At 60.2% G+C, this 16,326-nt stretch carries 10 protein-coding genes; 8 read left to right on the forward strand and 2 right to left on the reverse strand.

What is annotated here, in order from left to right; all coding sequences use genetic code 11:
• Positions 1-43: 43 nt before the first annotated feature.
• The 7 genes from ISF27_RS07810 to ISF27_RS13620 all read left to right on the forward strand — a co-directional run bounded on the left by ISF27_RS07810 (position 44) and on the right by ISF27_RS13620 (position 10,616).
• Complete coding sequence (locus ISF27_RS07810) at positions 44-1,318, forward strand: sensor histidine kinase (protein WP_407926077.1); 1,275 nt, start codon at positions 44-46, stop codon at positions 1,316-1,318.
• Between the two features lie 93 nt (positions 1,319-1,411).
• Positions 1,412-3,955, forward strand: a complete 2,544-nt coding sequence (locus tag ISF27_RS07815) for a hypothetical protein (RefSeq protein WP_194610878.1) — start codon at positions 1,412-1,414, stop codon at positions 3,953-3,955.
• Positions 3,952-4,956 carry an ABC transporter ATP-binding protein gene (locus tag ISF27_RS07820; protein ID WP_407926078.1) on the forward strand — a complete coding sequence of 335 codons (1,005 nt, stop codon included), beginning with the start codon at positions 3,952-3,954 and terminating at the stop codon, positions 4,954-4,956. The genes ISF27_RS07815 and ISF27_RS07820 overlap by 4 nt, the downstream gene beginning before the upstream one ends.
• Positions 4,916-5,785, forward strand: a complete 870-nt coding sequence (locus ISF27_RS07825; protein WP_194610880.1) for an ABC transporter permease — start codon at positions 4,916-4,918, stop codon at positions 5,783-5,785. Before ISF27_RS07820 ends, ISF27_RS07825 begins: the two co-directional genes overlap by 41 nt.
• Before the next feature lie 189 nt (positions 5,786-5,974).
• Positions 5,975-7,804 carry a tetratricopeptide repeat protein gene (locus ISF27_RS07830; protein WP_194610882.1) on the forward strand — a complete coding sequence of 610 codons (1,830 nt, stop codon included), beginning with the start codon at positions 5,975-5,977 and terminating at the stop codon, positions 7,802-7,804.
• A gap of 146 nt (positions 7,805-7,950) precedes the next feature.
• Positions 7,951-9,444 carry a threonine synthase gene (thrC, locus tag ISF27_RS07835; protein WP_194610884.1) on the forward strand — a complete coding sequence of 498 codons (1,494 nt, stop codon included), beginning with the start codon at positions 7,951-7,953 and terminating at the stop codon, positions 9,442-9,444.
• 77 nt (positions 9,445-9,521) lie between these two features.
• A complete protein-coding gene (locus ISF27_RS13620; protein ID WP_194610886.1) occupies positions 9,522-10,616 on the forward strand; it encodes a cell wall-binding protein in 1,095 nt (364 codons plus the stop codon).
• Between the two features lie 188 nt (positions 10,617-10,804).
• Here ISF27_RS13620 and ISF27_RS07845 read toward each other — a convergent pair whose 3' ends face one another.
• Together ISF27_RS07845 and ISF27_RS07850 are read right to left on the reverse strand one after the other, a co-directional pair.
• Complete coding sequence (locus ISF27_RS07845; RefSeq protein ID WP_194610888.1) at positions 10,805-11,422, reverse strand: DUF6553 family protein; 618 nt, start codon at positions 11,420-11,422, stop codon at positions 10,805-10,807.
• 18 nt (positions 11,423-11,440) lie between these two features.
• Positions 11,441-13,561 carry a glutamine synthetase III family protein gene (locus tag ISF27_RS07850; protein WP_194610890.1) on the reverse strand — a complete coding sequence of 707 codons (2,121 nt, stop codon included), beginning with the start codon at positions 13,559-13,561 and terminating at the stop codon, positions 11,441-11,443.
• Between the two features lie 465 nt (positions 13,562-14,026).
• Between ISF27_RS07850 and htpG the strand changes: the two genes are divergently transcribed.
• A complete protein-coding gene (gene htpG / locus ISF27_RS07855) occupies positions 14,027-16,219 on the forward strand; it encodes a molecular chaperone HtpG (RefSeq protein ID WP_194610892.1) in 2,193 nt (730 codons plus the stop codon).
• The last annotated feature ends 107 nt before the right edge of the window (positions 16,220-16,326 follow it).

The raw sequence follows: 16,326 nt of genomic DNA on the forward strand, positions 1-16,326 counted from the left end.
TCGCCGGAAGGAGAACCGCAGGCGGCAGAGCATGCCGGAAAAAATGAACAGGGAGAATACGGACACAGCCCGGGACCGCCAGAAGGCGGCCCGGGCCGGACGTGTTTCCCGGGAAAATCCCGGAAATCCGGATTCCTCCGGATGGATGCGGCGGGAACCGGAGGATGGGGTAAGAAAGGATCCCGCGGGGCGCTTTCACGACCTTCTCCTCCGGAACATTCTTTTGTGTCTCGCCGCGGCCGGCATCGCGGACACTGCGCTGATGCTTGCGGTTTCCTGCCTGAAAAACTGGCTTCAGGCGAACGCGGACGCCGGCTCGGTGCTGCTCGGGCTTCTGGAAATGGAGACGCTGATGGATCTTTTCTATGTCTTCTTCGGCATCCTCCTTTTTGCCATTTTCTTTGTCCGGCGCCTTTCCGGCGCGGTCAGGAGCCTTGGCGCGATCTCCACGGCGCTGCAGGACATCTCCGAAGGAGACCTTTACACCAGCGTTGAGGTCACCGGCGATGATGAGATCTCTAGGATGGGGGACAGCCTGAACAAGATGGTGAGCGACCTCCGGACGCTGATGGACCGGGAGCGGGAGGCGGAGCGGACAAAAAATGAGCTGATCACTAACGTTGCCCATGATCTCCGCACGCCGCTCACCTCCATCATCGGCTATCTGGAGCTTCTCTCCCAGAATCCGGAGATGCCGGAGGAGACGCGGAAACGGTACGTGGATATCGCATTTTCCAAGGCCAGGCGGCTCCAGCAGCTGATCGAGGATCTGTTCAGCTTCACGAAGCTGGGCAACGGAAAGGTCGCGCTCCGCGTATCCAGGGTGGATGTTGTCCGGCTTCTCAGCCAGCTTCTTGAGGAGTTCTATCCCAGTTTCCTGCAGAACGGAATGACCTATGAGCTGGAGAGCAATGTGCCGGCGAAGGTGATCAGCGCTGACGGGGACCTGCTGGCGCGGCTTTTCGACAACCTGATCAACAACGCGATCAAGTACGGTGCCGACGGGAAGAAGATCTCCGTGGACATCGAGGCGGAGGAGGACTGGGTGACGGTCAGCGTCAGAAACTACGGCTATGTCATCCCGGAGGAGGAGCTGCCGAATATTTTCCGGCGGTTTTACCGGGTGGAACAGTCGAGGTCCAGCAGCACCGGCGGAACCGGCCTCGGCCTTGCCATCGTGAAAAATATTGTGGATATGCACGGCGGCACCGTGGATGTCCGGAGCGACCTGGACGGCACGGTATTCCGGGTGAGGCTCCGCACGGAGCTTCCGGCGGACAGGAAGCCGGAGACGCCTGACGGGGAGAAGGAGAGCTGAGACGGAAAAGCCTGACCGGAATGGGAAAACAAGGCAGGCGCCGGCGGCGGATCCGGCAAGAACCCGGGGAGGCAGCCGGCCGGTTTGGATTTCATGGAGGACAGAGATTTGCGCGGATGGAGACGGTGGAGGAGATATGTCATCACGGCAGCCGCCGCGGTGCTGCTTGCCGCCGCGGGATTAGCTGGCGGCGGGAATGCCCTTGTGGGAGAGGGCACCGCGTGGGGGGCGGCATCGGCCCCGATGCTCGGGCCCGGCGCGGATGCGGATGCCGGGAATCTGAAAATCACCTACGGGTTTGACGGTACAGCCCGGCGGGGGCGGTATCTCTCCGTCCGTGCGGAGACTGCCCTTGGCGCGTCTGCCCTGGGCTCCGGGGACGGGAAAGCGGAGATGCTTTTTCTTGTCCGCGAATCCGGCGGCGAGGCCTGCCGCTACGAGTATCCGATGACCCTCACGGAATCCGGCGGGGAACTCACTGCCTATATCCCCCTTGGGGTCCGGAGCAGCGAGATGCTGGCGGTCCTCCGGGATGACCGGGGGAATATCGCGGCACAGAAGAAAATCGTCTTTCCCCCGGAGGGCGATAAGCCGGCCAGCTACATCGGGATTCTCTCCAACCGTTCCGGAGACCTCTCCTGGCTGGACGGAATATCCGTCGAGGACAACGCATTTACCACGAGGACAGTATCCCTCGACGGTAGTATCCCGGACAATGCCCTCGCCTACGACCAGCTGGATATGATCGTCATCTCCGATTACGACACCGGGAGCCTCACCGATGCTCAGGCGGGAGCGGTCCGGGAGTATGCGGAGAACGGCGGGATCCTGCTTTTTGGCGGCGGCAGCGATTATCTGAAGTCCTTCGGGCCGTTCGCGCAGGAGCTTCTTGAGAAGCCGTATCGGGAGGCCGGGCAGACGCTGGTCAATCTCGGGCCGGAGTATGCTGTCCAGAACCCGGAGGATGCGATGCTGGAGCTCTCCGCGGCGGACATTTCCCTGAAAAATGGCAATACGCTGATCGACGGGGAGCAGTTCCCGCTCGCGGCCGCCGCATCCTGGCACAAGGGGAAGGCGGCGGTTACTGCCTTCTCCCTCTGCGATATCAGCGTATTCTGCGAGGCGCACCCGGATTTCGCGAGCCGCCTGGTCAGCTCTGTGTACGGCAGGCAGAAGGCGGAGGATATCCGGAGCGGCGGTGGCGGGATATCCGGGAGCTACGACAGCGTGGCCGACCTGGTCGGCGCCGGGGATATGAGCCGCCTGCCGGAGCCGTGGCTCTACCTGGCGGTTCTTGCCGCGTATCTCCTTCTCGCGGGGCCGCTGGCTTACCTCTCCCTCCGCCGGCTTGCACGGAGCCGCTATTATCTGGCGGCGGTCAGCCTTCTGTCCTTCCTGTTTCTCGGGGTGATCTATGTCCTGGGCGTGCGCACCCGCTTCCGCGGGCAGTTTTACACGAGTGCGGCGTATGTTGACCTTGCGGATGGGGAGGCGAGGGAGGAGACCTACCTCAATCTCAGGAGCCCATTTTCCCGTGCGAGCCTGGCCAGGCTCTCCGGCGGATATGAGATCTGCCCTGTGACGGATCCGTCCGCGGGAGACGATGGCGCTCCGGTCAGCGGTCCGGAGGACTATCAGATCGCGATCAGTGAGAGCGGGGATCAGCCGGAGATCCGGATCCGGGGAAATGCCCCGTTCACATCGAATTATTTCCGCCTGACGAGAAATCTGCCTGATGCGGGTATCGGAACCCTGGAGGGAAATGTCAGCCTGTTTGAGAATTCCCTTAGCGGGACGCTGACCAGCCGTTTTTCCGAGCCGCTGGAAAACGCGGTGCTCTTTCTCTATGGGAAAATGGTGATTCTCGGCAGGATCGAGCCGGGGGAGAAGCTGGATCTGGCCGGATTCCGGATTCTCAGCATACCGCCGGGCAACGCTTCCGCCGCGGCGGAGGCGGCTGCGGGAGCCTACGAGATGCCGGACGGAAAGGCAAAAATCCAGGCCCAGGAGCGGCTGCGCATGTTCCGGTTCCTTTTGCGGCAGGAACCGCCGGAGGCAGACGGGAGTGTCCGGTTTGCCGCGTTTTTCCCCGGAGAGCAGAATACCGTCTTTCTCCAGGAAGACAGCCGGAACGCGAACCCGGACGGCAGCCCCGTGGTGTCGAACGGCATGACCATGGTTACCACCAGGATGGATGCGGATCAGACGCGCGACGGGGAGATTTACCGATGCTCGCTCGCCACCGAGCCGAGAGTGCTCGCTGGCAACTATGATTTTCCTACCAATACCATGGGATCCGGAAATGGCAGCCAGCTGACACTGGAATATTTCCTGGGGAGTTCCCTGGACATCAGCCGGGTGGACTTCGAGACGCCGGCAGAGCTTTTCTCCGACGGGAGCATTGATGTGGGAACCGATCCGTTCAGCGGAAATCTCTACTTCTATAATTATGATACCGGAACCGAGGACCTGATGCACCGGCAGGATGCCTACAGTGCGGAGGAGCTTGCGCCATACCTGTCGCCCTCGAATACCCTGACCGTCCGCTATGCGGCGGGAGATGCCGGGGACGGGCGCGGCATCAGTCTTCCGGTGCCTTATGCCGTCGGGACGAAGGAGGTGCATCAGGGAAAATGATGATGCTGGAACTCAGAAATCTCCGGAAATCTTACGGCAGCCTGACCGTCCTGGACGGCCTCTGCCTCTCCATTCCCGCCGGCGAGCTCTATGGCTTTATCGGGACGAACGGCGCCGGGAAAACCACGACGCTCCGGATTGCCGCCGGGCTTCTCCGGCCGGACAGCGGCCAGGTGCTGATCGACGGCAGGGATCTGTGGGAGCACAGGAACGATGCGGCCGCCTCATCGGAGACACTCTCCCGGATTGGCTATGTGCCTGACTTTTTCGGCGTCTACGAAAACCTCTATGTCTGGGAATACATGGAATTTTTTGCCGCCTGCTGCGGCATGACCGGGCTTAAGGCGAGGCAGCGGTGCGAGATGCTTCTGGACCAAACCGGCCTCTATGAGCGCCGGGACTATTTTGTCAGCAGTTTGTCCCGCGGCATGAAGCAGCGCCTCTGCCTCGCGCGTGCCCTGATTCATAACCCGAAGCTGCTCATTATGGACGAACCCGCCTCCGGCCTCGACCCGGTCACAAGAAGTGAATATATGCAGATCCTCCGGGAACTCTGCGGCCAGGGCAAGACCATCTTCATCAGCTCCCATATCCTCTCGGAGCTCTCGGACATCTGCACATCGGCGGGGATCATCGAGAGCGGGAAAATGGTTCTCAGCGGCCCGCTCTCGAGCCTCTTTGACAGCGCGCACATTGCCCGCCGCATCCGGATTGTCCTTGCCGGGAGCGCGGAGACCGCGCTCGGCGTCCTGAAGCGGGATCCGAAGGTCAGCAGCATTGCCATCGACGGCCGTGAGATCCGGATTGCGTTCACCGGGCAGGAGGAGGACGCGGAAAAGCTTCTCCGGAACCTGGTGGAGAGCGGTGCCGGCGTGTCCGGCTTCATGCGCGAGAAGGATGACCTGGAAAATGCGTTCATGCAGCTTGCCGGCAGGAAGGGGAGAAAGGCGGTGATTTCCTATGAGATGGAATCCGATTTTCCGGAAGGAGATCGTGACTGACAGCCGGGGCTCCCGGCTTCCGGGCGTGATTTTCCTGTTCAATCTGATTCTCACAATCGCGGCGATGGTGAATCTGTTTCACATGACCGGCCGGGCGCTGGAGACGGCGGAGATCCAGTATTCCTCGATCCTGGAGCTCTATTCGCTGATCAGTTCCCTGGAATTTGTCATGCTGCTCATCATTATGCCGGCGCTGACGGCGTCGGCGGCCTGCGGGGAGAAGGAGAGGCAGACCTTTGACCTGCTGATGACCACGCCGCTCAAGCCGCACAGCTTTATCCTGGGAAAGCTCGCCGCCTCCGAGGCGGAGATCATGGTCCTTCTGTTCTCCGCCCTGCCGGTGCAGTCGCTGGTGTTCATCTTCGGCGGTGTCACCGGGGCGGATTTTCTGCTGCTGTTCCTGGCCTACGCGGCGGCGGTGACCTATATCGGAGCCATCGGCATTTTCTGCTCGGTGATCTTCCGGAGGTCGGTGGCGGCGAACGCGGCGGCCTACGTGGCAACCGCCCTGCTGACGGCCGGGACTGCCGTGCTGTGCCGCTTTCTCAGCGGACTTTCCGGCGGCTCGGCGGGCACGCTTCCCATTCTGCTGCTGAATCCCGCGGTGACCTTCCTCTGCGTGATCAACAGCCTTACCGGCACGGGAAATCCCCAGGCCGTGCTGGCGGTCTTTTTTCCGGCAGTTTCGCAAAGCGTGCTGACCCGGCACTGGGCGCTTCTCAGCATTCTCCTGCAGGGAATCCTGGCCGCGACGCTGATTGCGCTTTCTGTCCGGCTGCTGATCCCGGGAAGGGCAGGGACGCCGGGGCGCGGGAAGCGCAGGCACTGATCCTGCTGCCGGGAACGGTGTGGGATTCGAGCGCGGGAAGCACAGGCAGGTGCCAGGCCAGGGGGAGATCTGTGCGCTATCGCGAGAGATATTCCTTTTGTACCCGGACGAGGGATGCTATAATAGGGGGCAGAATCGGTTCCTGTGCCTTATGCGCGGGAGGCTTATCGAATAAAAAGGGTGAAAAATATGTCCGATAAAGAGAAATGGATATCGGATGAGTGCAGGGAAGGTGCTGACCTCATCTGGAAACAGTGTGACACATCAAAATACGCGGACGGCATCGCCAGGCTGGATGCGGCTGCCCGCGAGGGAGACCGCGAGAGCTGGTATTTTCTCGGGAGATGTTTCAGCCTGGGATACGGCAATGTCAGTGTCAGCCGGGAGAAAGCGTACGACTGCTATCTCCGGGCAGCCCGGGGAGGAAGCAGCATGGCGGTGCTCGGCGCTCTCCAGATGGGGCAGTGGGATTCCTTTTTGCAGAAGGCAGCCGTCCGCACGGTGGCGGAAGCCTGGAAGCGGGTCCGGGAGCTGGCGATCGCCGGGGATCCGTACGCTTCTTTTCAGGCGGCGCAGCTGATTGAGAACGGCGCGTTGCTCCGCGTGCTGCGGGAACAGGAGAGCGGAAAGTACCCGGCAGCCGCGGGTGAGGAACAGCCTGCTGCGGAGGAGGAAAAACCTGCCGCGGGTGAGGAACAGCCTGTTGCGGAGGAGGAAAAACCTGCCGCGGGTGAGGTGCCCCCGGCGGACAGTGCCGAGAAAGACGCGGGGGAAGCCCCGGAGGCGGGGAAAACTGCGGAATCGGAGAACGACACGGAGCCCGAGAAGGCTCCGGAGCCGGAGGAGAGCGCCGCTTCAGGCACCGCCGCGGCACGCGCGGAGGCGAGGAAACAGCAGGCTATGCTGCTCTCGGAGGCGGATGTCCCGCCCGTCGAGATGTGTATCGCCTATTACCAGGCGGCAGCGGCAGGCGGGATCGCCTCTGCGATCGAGAAGCTCGGCCGCTGCTATCAGGAAGGGCAGTACATTCCCGCGGACGAGGAGCAGTATCTCGCCTGCGCGGCGGAGTGCGCGAAGCTCGGAAATGCCTGGGGCCTCTGCGAGCTCGGACAGCGATGCGAGGCGGAGGGCAACGGGGATTTCGCCTTCCAGTATTTCCGCGCCGCGGATATCCAGGGTGACAAGCGGGCTGCCCTGCCGCTCGGCCGCTATTATCTGGCGGGAAAGGTTACCCGCCGCGATGTGAAGGCAGCGGAGGACTGCTTCGAGAAGGCGGCGGAATCCGGCGATCCGGGAAGCTTCCTTGAGCTGGGCAACCTGTTTTACCGGGACGAGCTGGTGGAGCGTGATGACGAGAAGGCGTTCTACTGGTACAGCCTTGCGTACAGCAAGGGTTACCGGGAAGCTGCCCTGCCGCTGGCGAAGCTCTATCTCCGGGATGCGGAGACCAGGAGTGTGCCCAAAGCCGTGAATCTTCTCCAGGAGGCAGCGAAGAGCGGGCAGCAGGAGACAGTCCGGGAGGCAAGCCTTGCGCTCGGCAATATTTACCGGGACGGCATCACCGGGACGGCGGAGCCCATGGAGGCCGTCAGATGGTATGAGAACGGGGCAAAGGCGGGAAGCGCGGAGTGCGCGGAGCTGCTGGGCCTGTTCTATTACCAGGGCGAGGACGGCGTTCCGGCGGACGATGAGAAGGCATTTACCTGGCTTAACCGCTGCTATGAGAAGGGAACCCTGCAGGCGGTCAGCAAGCTGGCAACCCTGTATCTCGAGGGAAGGGGCTGTGATGCCGACGAAAAGAAGGCATTTGCCCTGTTCGAGGAGGCCTCGGGGAAGGAGTACGACGGGTATGCCTTCTATATGCTCGGCGGGCTCTATGAGAAGCGCGGTGGGTCCGACAACCTGGAGAAGGCGGTGGACTGCTATCAGCAGGCCTCGTCGATGGGGTATGAGGGAGCCGCGGCGAAGCTCGGGCATTTCAAAAAGAATCTCTTCGGACGGTGGAAAGTTACCGGCTGATCGGATATACTGGAAAAACCGGAATTTTTCCGGGAGTGACCAAGAAGAGACTGGACCGGCAGGCGGGACGCATATCTCCATCGGGCGGAGCCTGCGGGGCAAAAGGGAAGATCAGGCGGCTGGCGGCCGCGATGCAGGAGGTTAGGATGGATCAGATCAAGTATAACAGCACCAGAGGCGGCGAGAGCGGAATTTCGGCATCCCGGGCGATTCTCGAGGGAATCTCGAAGGACGGCGGCCTGTTCATGCCGGATCATTTTCCGGCGCTGGACAAGAGCCTCAGGGAACTTGCCGATATGGACTACCGCGGCGTCGCCTACGAGGTGATGAAGCTGTTTCTCACGGATTACACGGAGGAGGAGCTGAAAAACTGCATTAACAGCGCCTATGATGAGAAATTCGATACCCCGGAGATCGCGCCTCTCGTTTACGCGGACGGCGTCTACTATCTCGAGCTGTTCCACGGCAGGACGATCGCTTTCAAGGATATGGCACTGTCGATCCTGCCGCATCTCATGACGACAGCCGCAAAGAAGAACGGCGTCACCAACGAGATTGTCATCCTGACGGCGACGAGCGGCGATACGGGGAAGGCGGCTATGGCCGGTTTTGCCGACGTTCCGGGTACCAGGATTATTGTGTTTTATCCGAAGGGCGGCGTCAGCCATGTGCAGGAGCTGCAGATGCTCACCCAGAAGGGGGACAATACCTATGTGGTCGGGGAGACCGGGAATTTTGACGACGCGCAGACCGGGGTCAAAAAAATCTTCGGCGACAGGGCATTTGCCGACAGGCTCGCGAAGGCGGGCTTCCAGCTGTCCTCCGCCAATTCCATCAACATCGGGCGCCTGATTCCCCAGGTGGTTTACTATGTCTACGCATACACGAGGCTTCTCGGAACCCACCGGATCATGCCGGGGGAGAAGGTGAACTTCACCGTTCCGACCGGAAACTTCGGCAATATCCTCGCCGCCTATTTTGCGAAGCGGATCGGGATCCCGGTGAACCGCCTGATCTGCGCCTCCAACGACAACAAGGTTCTCTATGATTTCTTTCAGACCGGGACCTATGACCGGAACCGCGAATTCATCCTCACGACGTCCCCGTCCATGGATATCCTGATTTCCAGCAACCTCGAGAGACTGATCTACCTGGCCTGCGGCGAGGACGCGGAGGAGACGAGGAAGCTGATGGCTGAGCTCGCGGAGACCGGAAAGTATACCGTCACCCCAGAGATGCGGGAGCGGATGAAGGATTTTCTTGGCGGCTATGCTACCCAGGAGGAAAATGCGGCGGAGATCCGCCGGCTCTTCGAGGCTACGCACTACCTGATCGACACCCACACCGGCGTTGCCTCCTGCGTATACCACGCTTACCGGGAAAATACCGGGGATAAGACCGTGACGGTGATTTCCTCCACGGCGAGCCCGTACAAATTCGCCTCCAGCGTCATGAGCGCGATCCGCGGCGACGGGGAGAAAAAGAAGGACGACTTCGCACTGATCGATGAGATGGAGAGAGTTTCCGGCGTCTCGATCCCGCCGGCGATCCGGGAGATCCGGAACGCGGAGATCCGCCACCATCACACCTGCGCGCCGGCGGAGATGGAGAACATGGTGGCAGAGCTTCTTGGCCTCTGAATCTTCAGAGGGCTGTAATCGGTTTGAAAGAAATTTGTGGTATACTGGTTGCAGCATCAGAAGAAGGGAGTTGTCCTATGAAAGCAAAGAATACGATCCGTGCGGCCCTGGCAGCGGCGGCGCTCGGTGTGGTTCTCCTCGGCCCGGCTGGTGGACTTGAGACCCGCGCCGCGCAAACCACGTCGTCAACAACGCTTAAGGAGGGTTGGATCCAGCAGAACGGCCACTGGTACTATCAGAAGAGCGATGGCTTTTTCTACAAGGGCTGGCTGCAGATCGGAGATAAATACTATTACCTCAATACCGACGGGAGCATGAAGACCGGCTGGCTCAAATTTGACAACAGCTGGTATTATCTCGAGGACAGCGGAGTTATGCATACCGGCTGGCTCCAGCTGGACGGCAAGTGGTATTATCTGGGTGCCGACGGCCGCATGTACACCGGCTGGAAGCAGATGAACGGTTCCTGGTATTACTTCCATTCCGCCGGGGATATGCAGACCGGCTGGCGGAAGACCGGGGACACCTGGTACTATCTGAACAGCGACGGCAAGATGGCCGAGGGCTGGAAGCAGATCGATGACAGCTGGCATTATTTCACCAAGGGCGGGGATAAGGCCGGCAAGATGGTTACCGGCTGGCAGACGATCGACAGCCAGGTGTACTACCTCCGCGAGAGTGACGGCGTCATGCTTACCGGCTGGCTCCAGGATTCCAATGGAAAATACTACTATATGAAGACCTCCGGCGCCATGGCCACCGGCTGGCGGCAGATCGATGGTTCCTGGTACTATTTTGCAGATAATGGCCAGATGGCCACCGGCTGGCTCCAGCTGGCCAGCAAGTGGTACTATCTGGATCCGACCTACGGAAAGATGGCGCAGAGCGCGACGCTCACGATCGACGGCAAGAGCTATTCCTTTGACGGAAACGGCGAGTGGACGGGATCGGCGGGAAACTCGTCCGCCTCGGCATCCGCGAAAACATCGTCCGCCCAGACGCCGGCATTTTCCCCGTCAACCTCGTCCTCAGACGGGGCGGGGCCGGGAGGTTCGGATTCTTCGTCCACGTCGACGGAATCTCCGGGCAGTTCCTCCCCGGGAAGTTCCTCCTCTGGCAGTTCCGGCAGCTCGCAGAGCGCCCCGGGAACCGGGTCGTCGAAATGGGGATGACCGGCCGGCAGCCTGCCTTAGACAGCTGCAGGGAGTTCTGCATATTTTGAACCATACAGCAAACGGGACATCCGTTTCCCTCATCGTGAGGGCGGATGTCCCGTTTTTTTAGGCAGAGCACTTAACAATAACCAGCCACTTAACGAGGACAAGCGAAAGCGCAGTTCGAACTTAGCAAATTTGCTTGTTCAGCCCATCTCTTTTGTCCGGAGAAAAGCCTGGTACTGTTCCTTCTCCCGGTCTCCGAGGGAGAAATAGGCGTCGTCGCCGGCCTTTTCGAGAAAACCGGCCATTCTGTCAAATTCGCGGAGCTCCTCTGCGCGGATGAGGCGGGCGATCCCGTGGGTCATCTCCCAGAGCTCGCTCATCGCCCGGGCGGCCTTCTCCCTATCGGAGGATTTCAGGAGGCCGAACCATTTCCGCGAGTAATTCTCACTGTGGCAGGTTTCCAGGTACCGGAGAAAGGTGTTGCGGAGTTCCCAGTAGAGGGCGTCTTCCGCCGCTTCATCCCCTTCGGGAACGACCATAAATCCCAGGAGGTCCAGGCACTCCCGGACTGTCTTCTCCGCCTCGCGCCGGGAGACCAGGGGCTTTTTCCGAAGATCCAGGAGGCGGAGGCAGGCCAGCAGCCCGAGGTCTGCCCGGAAGTGCTTCCCCGCGCGGCGGTAACGATGGTCAAATAGCGCTCTCCTGAGGCTCCTTTCCTCCCCGGAACCGCCATCCGGCAGTCCGCCCAGCAGGGCGAGCCGTTTTGCCGGATCTGTTTCGAGGTAGAAAGGGAGCCATTTTTCGTCAGATGCAAACATTCTGCCCCTCGGTTCCGATTACAGCTCGAACAGCATGTCGCCGTAGCTCGGGAACGGCCACAGATCCTTGTCGCAGAGCATCTCCAGCCGGTCTGCCGGCTCCCGGAGTGCGTGCATTCCCGGAACGACGTGCTGGAGGCAGTAGAAGGCTTTCTGCCGCTCATCGGTGATGGCCGCGGCGATGTCAGTCTGCTTGGCAAGCTCCAGGAGCGCTGCCCGCATATCGGCGAGATTCCGGGAGGTATCCTTCAGCATGTCGGTCTGGGTGGAAATGTCCGCGTCGGGGCAGGCCTCACGAACCGTGTTGATGGATTCGGCGAGCCTTGTCGTGTACTTCACCATCGCCGGGATCAGGCGCTTCCGGGCCAGGTTCATCATTGCCCGGGACTCAATATTGATGGTTTTCGCATAATTCTCATACTCGATCTCCCGGCGGGATTCGAGCTCTGCCCGGGTGTAGACGCCGAGCTCCTCGAACATCCGGACATTTTCCTCACGGACGAGGGCATCGACGGACTCCACGCCGGAGCGGAAGTTCGGAAGGCCGCGCCGTTCCGCCTCCTTCACCCACTCGTCGGAATAGCCGTTGCCGTTGAAGACGATTCTCCGGTGCGCGCTCAGGAGGTTCTTGATCATGTCGTGAACCGCCATCTGGAAGTCGTCCGCCTTCTCCAGCTCGTCCGCGGCGTCGCGGAAGGCCTCAGCCACGATGGTGTTCAGCACCACGTTGGGGGAGGAGATGGAGGCGGAGGAGCCGACCATGCGGAACTCAAATTTATTTCCGGTGAAGGCGAAGGGCGATGTCCGGTTGCGGTCGGTGGCATCCTTGGTGAAATCCGCCAGCGTGGCTACGCCGGTATGCATGGTGCCGCCGCTGCGGGATCCGGTCACCTCGCCGGTGCTGCAGAGTTGTTCGATCACATCCTCCAGCTGGTCGCCGAGGAAGACGGAGACGATCGCCGGCGGCGCCTCCTGCGCGCCGAGGCGGAGGTCATTGCCCGGGACGAAGGCGGACTCCCGGAGAAGGTCAGCGTGCTCATCCACAGCCTTGAGGATCAGGGCAAGGACGAGGAGAAACTGGACATTTTCATGCGGGGTCTTTCCGGGGTCGGTCATGTTGATGCCGTCGTCGGTTGTCAGGGACCAGTTGTTGTGCTTGCCGGACCCGTTGATGCCGTCGAACGGCTTCTCGGCGAGCAGGCACACAAGGTTCTGCTTCTCGGCGGTGCGCCTCATGGTCTCCATGACCAGCTGATTGTGGTCGGCGGCGAGGTTCGCCTCCTCGTATACCTGCGCCAGCTCGTGCTGGGCAGGGGCAACCTCGTTGTGCTGGGTCTTGGCGGGAACGCCGAGCTCCCAGAGGCGCTGGTTCAGCTCATTCATGAACGCGCCGACGCGGGGGCGGATGGCGCCGAAGTAGTGGTCGTCCATCTCCTGGCCCTTCGGCGGCATAGCGCCGAACAGGGTACGCCCGGTGTAGACCAGATCCTTGCGCCTCAGATATTTGTCACGGTCGATGAGGAAATATTCCTGCTCCGGCCCGACCATGGGGATAACCCGGTGGGAGGTTGTGTTGCCGAAGAGGCGGAGAATCCGGAGCGCCTGCTCATTGATGGCCTGCATGGAGCGGAGAAGGGGCGTCTTCTTGTCGAGCGCCTCGCCCTTGTAGGAGCAGAACGCGGTCGGGATGTACAGGGTCACGCCGGTCGAATCCTTCCGGAGAAATGCCGGGGAGGTGCAGTCCCAGGTGGTGTATCCCCTGGCCTCGAAGGTGGAGCGGAGGCCGCCGGAGGGGAAGGAGGAGGCATCGGGCTCGCCCTTGATCAGCTCCTTGCCGGAAAATTCCATGATCACGTGGCCGCGCTCATCCGGCACGGAGATGAAGGAATCGTGCTTTTCCGCGGTAACCTCCGTGAGCGGCTGGAACCAGTGGGAATAGTGGGTGGCGCCGTTCTCGATGGCCCAATCCTTCATGGCGTGCGCGACAGCGTCGGCGATGGAGGGATCCATCTCCTCGCGGTTGTCGATAATCTGGCGGAGCCGGCGGTAGACCGGCTTCGGGAGCCGCTCCCGCATCACGTCGTCGTTAAATACATTTTTGCCAAACATCTCAGGTACATTCATACTGTAGTCTTCCATAACCCTCTTCCCTGCTCTGTCAGGAGCCGTGCGGTGGTTGACAGGTGCCGCGGATCCCGGAGATCCGCAGGCGCTCAGAACTTCCGCGTCCGGCGAAGCGGGGGCGGGGTTCCGAACAGATACCATTATATACGAAAACCGGCGGCCTGTGTGCAGAAAATCGCGTCTCCGGGAAGACGGGTTGGTTATCGCTGTTCGGAACCCCGCATCTTATGAAGCTTTGCTTCCCTCGGTGTGCTGAACAGGGATGAGATTATCAGCACTCACATAAATTGAGTGCTAAATTTTTATTGACTTTGCAATTTCCGGGGATTAGAATATTCTTTGTTGGCAGAACCCCGCCCTGCCGGGCGGGGTTTGCGATAATAGGTATTCTGTCCGCCGCCGGCTCCGAAATTTTCCCGAGGCCGGGCAGCGGGTTACAGGAAAGCACGATAGGATAGAGAGAGACAAGGAGTGAGTGTCATGGAAGAGAAAAAAGGAAATCTCTCAATTAACAGCGAAAATATTTTCCCGATCATCAAGAAGTGGCTGTATTCTGACCACGACATCTTCTACCGTGAGCTGGTCTCCAATGCCTGCGACGCGATCACCAAGCTGAAGAAGCTGGCGCTCATGGGCGAGTACACGGAGCCGGACGACCCGGATTACAAGGTTCTCGTCGAGGTTAATCCGGAGGAGAAGACCATCTCCGTCGAGGATAACGGTGTCGGCATGACCGCGGAGGAGGTGGACAAATATATCAACCAGATCGCCTTCTCCGGCGCGCAGGATTTCCTCACAAAGTACAAGGATAAGGCCAACCAGGACCAGATCATCGGCCATTTCGGCCTGGGCTTCTATTCCGCCTTCATGGTGGCGGACCGCGTGGCCATCGATTCCCTCTCCTGGCAGAAGGATGCGAAGCCGGTGCACTGGGAGTCCGAGTCCGGCATGAGCTATGAGATGAAGGACGGCAGCCGGGACAAGATCGGCACGAAGATTACACTGTGGCTGAATGACGACAGCACGGAGTTCTGCAATGAATACCGGGCGCGGGAAGTCCTCGAGAAATACTGCGGTTTCATGCCGATCCCGATCTTCCTGAAGAATACCGAGGCCAAGCCGGAGTACGAGGAGATCGAGAAAGACCAGCTGACCGCTAAGGATACCGTCATCGAGACGGTGGTCGAGGATGCGAAGACCGAGGAAAAGACGAAGGAGGACGGCACAAAGGAGACCGTGGAGATTTCCCCGCGGAAGGAAAAGTATAAGATCCTGAAGCGGCCGGTTCCCCTGAACGACACAGACCCGCTCTGGAACAAGACGCCGAGCCAGTGCAAGCCGGAGGAATATAAGGAATTTTACCGTAAGACGTTCCACGATTACCGGGAGCCCCTGTTCTGGATCCACCTGAATATGGACTATCCGTTCCGCCTGAAGGGCATCCTCTATTTCCCGAAGATCAACCTGGAGTACGAGAACGCCGAGGGTGTGATCAAGCTGTACAATAACCAGGTCTTCATTGCGGACAATATCAAGGAGGTTATCCCGGAATTCCTGATGCTCTTAAAGGGCGTCATCGACTGCCCGGACCTGCCGCTCAATGTCTCCCGGAGTGCCCTGCAGAACGACGGCTTCGTGAAGAAGATTTCCGACTATATCACGAAGAAGGTGGCCGACAAGCTGACCGGGATGTTCAAGACGGAGCGCGAGGACTACGAGAAGTACTGGGATGACATCGCGCCGTTCATCAAGTACGGCTGCCTGAAGGATGAGAAGTTCGAGGAAAAGATCAGGGACGTGATCATTTTCAAGAACCTGGACGGCAAATACAGGACGCTGGACGACCTGAAGAAGGAGGCCAAGGAGGAGAATCACGAGAACCGGATTTATTACGCCACCGACCTCAGCGAGCAGAGCCAGTATGTGAACATGTTCAAGGCCGCGAAGCAGGAAGCGGTGCTGATGAACCGCAATATCGACGTGCCCTTCATCAGCATGCTGGAGCAGAAGAATGAAAACCTGAAGTTCCAGCGCATCGACGCGGATGTCAACGACACGCTGAAGGGCGAGACCGATGACGCCGAGAAGCGCCTGCTCTCCGCGCAGGAGAGAAAGCTCGGCAAGCTGTTCCAGGATGCCGTCGGCAATAAGCAGCTGCACGTGAAGCTGGAGAAGATGAAGGACAAGAATATCGCATCCATGATCACGGTGTCCGAGGAGACCCGCCGGATGCAGGATATGATGAAGGTGTACAGCCCGAATATGGATCCGTCGATGTTCGGCGGAGACGGCGAGGTTCTCGTCCTCAATTCGGAAAATGCCCTCGTGCAGTTTGTCCTCAATCATTCGAAGAGTGAGCATACTCCGGCGATGTGCGAGCAGCTCTACGATCTGGCGGAGCTCGCGCACGGAAGCCTCACCCCGGAGAGAATGACGAAATTTGTCGCGCGCTCCGGCGAGATCATGGAGGCGATCGCCAAGGCGGATACGACCGAGGCTGACCCGGCGGTTGAGCCGGATCCGGAGCCGGAAAAGAAGGACGAGGCGGCGGAGAAGGCCGGCGAGACTGGCTCGGCGGATGCTGCGGGCAGCGCGGAGAACTTGTCTGCGGATGCTGCCGGCGGCGCGGAGAACCCGTCTGCGGATGCTGCCGGTGATGGGAAGAAAGCATAAGCCGAACAGATACCATAATGCCCCCACATGCCGGGAAGCCATACCCCGCGGCATGTGGGGGTTTTGTCGTTCCGACGCGATTGACGGCGTAGTGGGAAGGGATTATA

The organism is Clostridium vitabionis (genome assembly GCF_015351765.1).
GTDB classification, from domain to species: Bacteria; Bacillota; Clostridia; order Lachnospirales; family Lachnospiraceae; genus Clostridium_R; species Clostridium_R vitabionis.

Excerpts from the sequence above, each read along its gene's own strand:
- ISF27_RS13620 (WP_194610886.1), top strand. The coding sequence starts at position 9,522 with ATGAAAGCAAAGAATACGATCCGTGCGGCCCTGGCAGCGGCGGCGCTC.
- htpG (WP_194610892.1), top strand. The coding sequence starts at position 14,027 with ATGGAAGAGAAAAAAGGAAATCTCTCAATTAACAGCGAAAATATTTTC.
- thrC (WP_194610884.1), top strand. The coding sequence starts at position 7,951 with ATGGATCAGATCAAGTATAACAGCACCAGAGGCGGCGAGAGCGGAATT.
- ISF27_RS07850 (WP_194610890.1), bottom strand. The coding sequence starts at position 13,561 with ATGGAAGACTACAGTATGAATGTACCTGAGATGTTTGGCAAAAATGTA.
- ISF27_RS07830 (WP_194610882.1), top strand. The coding sequence starts at position 5,975 with ATGTCCGATAAAGAGAAATGGATATCGGATGAGTGCAGGGAAGGTGCT.
- ISF27_RS07810 (WP_407926077.1), top strand. The coding sequence starts at position 44 with ATGAACAGGGAGAATACGGACACAGCCCGGGACCGCCAGAAGGCGGCC.
- ISF27_RS07845 (WP_194610888.1), bottom strand. The coding sequence starts at position 11,422 with ATGTTTGCATCTGACGAAAAATGGCTCCCTTTCTACCTCGAAACAGAT.
- ISF27_RS07825 (WP_194610880.1), top strand. The coding sequence starts at position 4,916 with ATGAGATGGAATCCGATTTTCCGGAAGGAGATCGTGACTGACAGCCGG.
- ISF27_RS07820 (WP_407926078.1), top strand. The coding sequence starts at position 3,952 with ATGATGATGCTGGAACTCAGAAATCTCCGGAAATCTTACGGCAGCCTG.
- ISF27_RS07815 (WP_194610878.1), top strand. The coding sequence starts at position 1,412 with ATGGAGGACAGAGATTTGCGCGGATGGAGACGGTGGAGGAGATATGTC.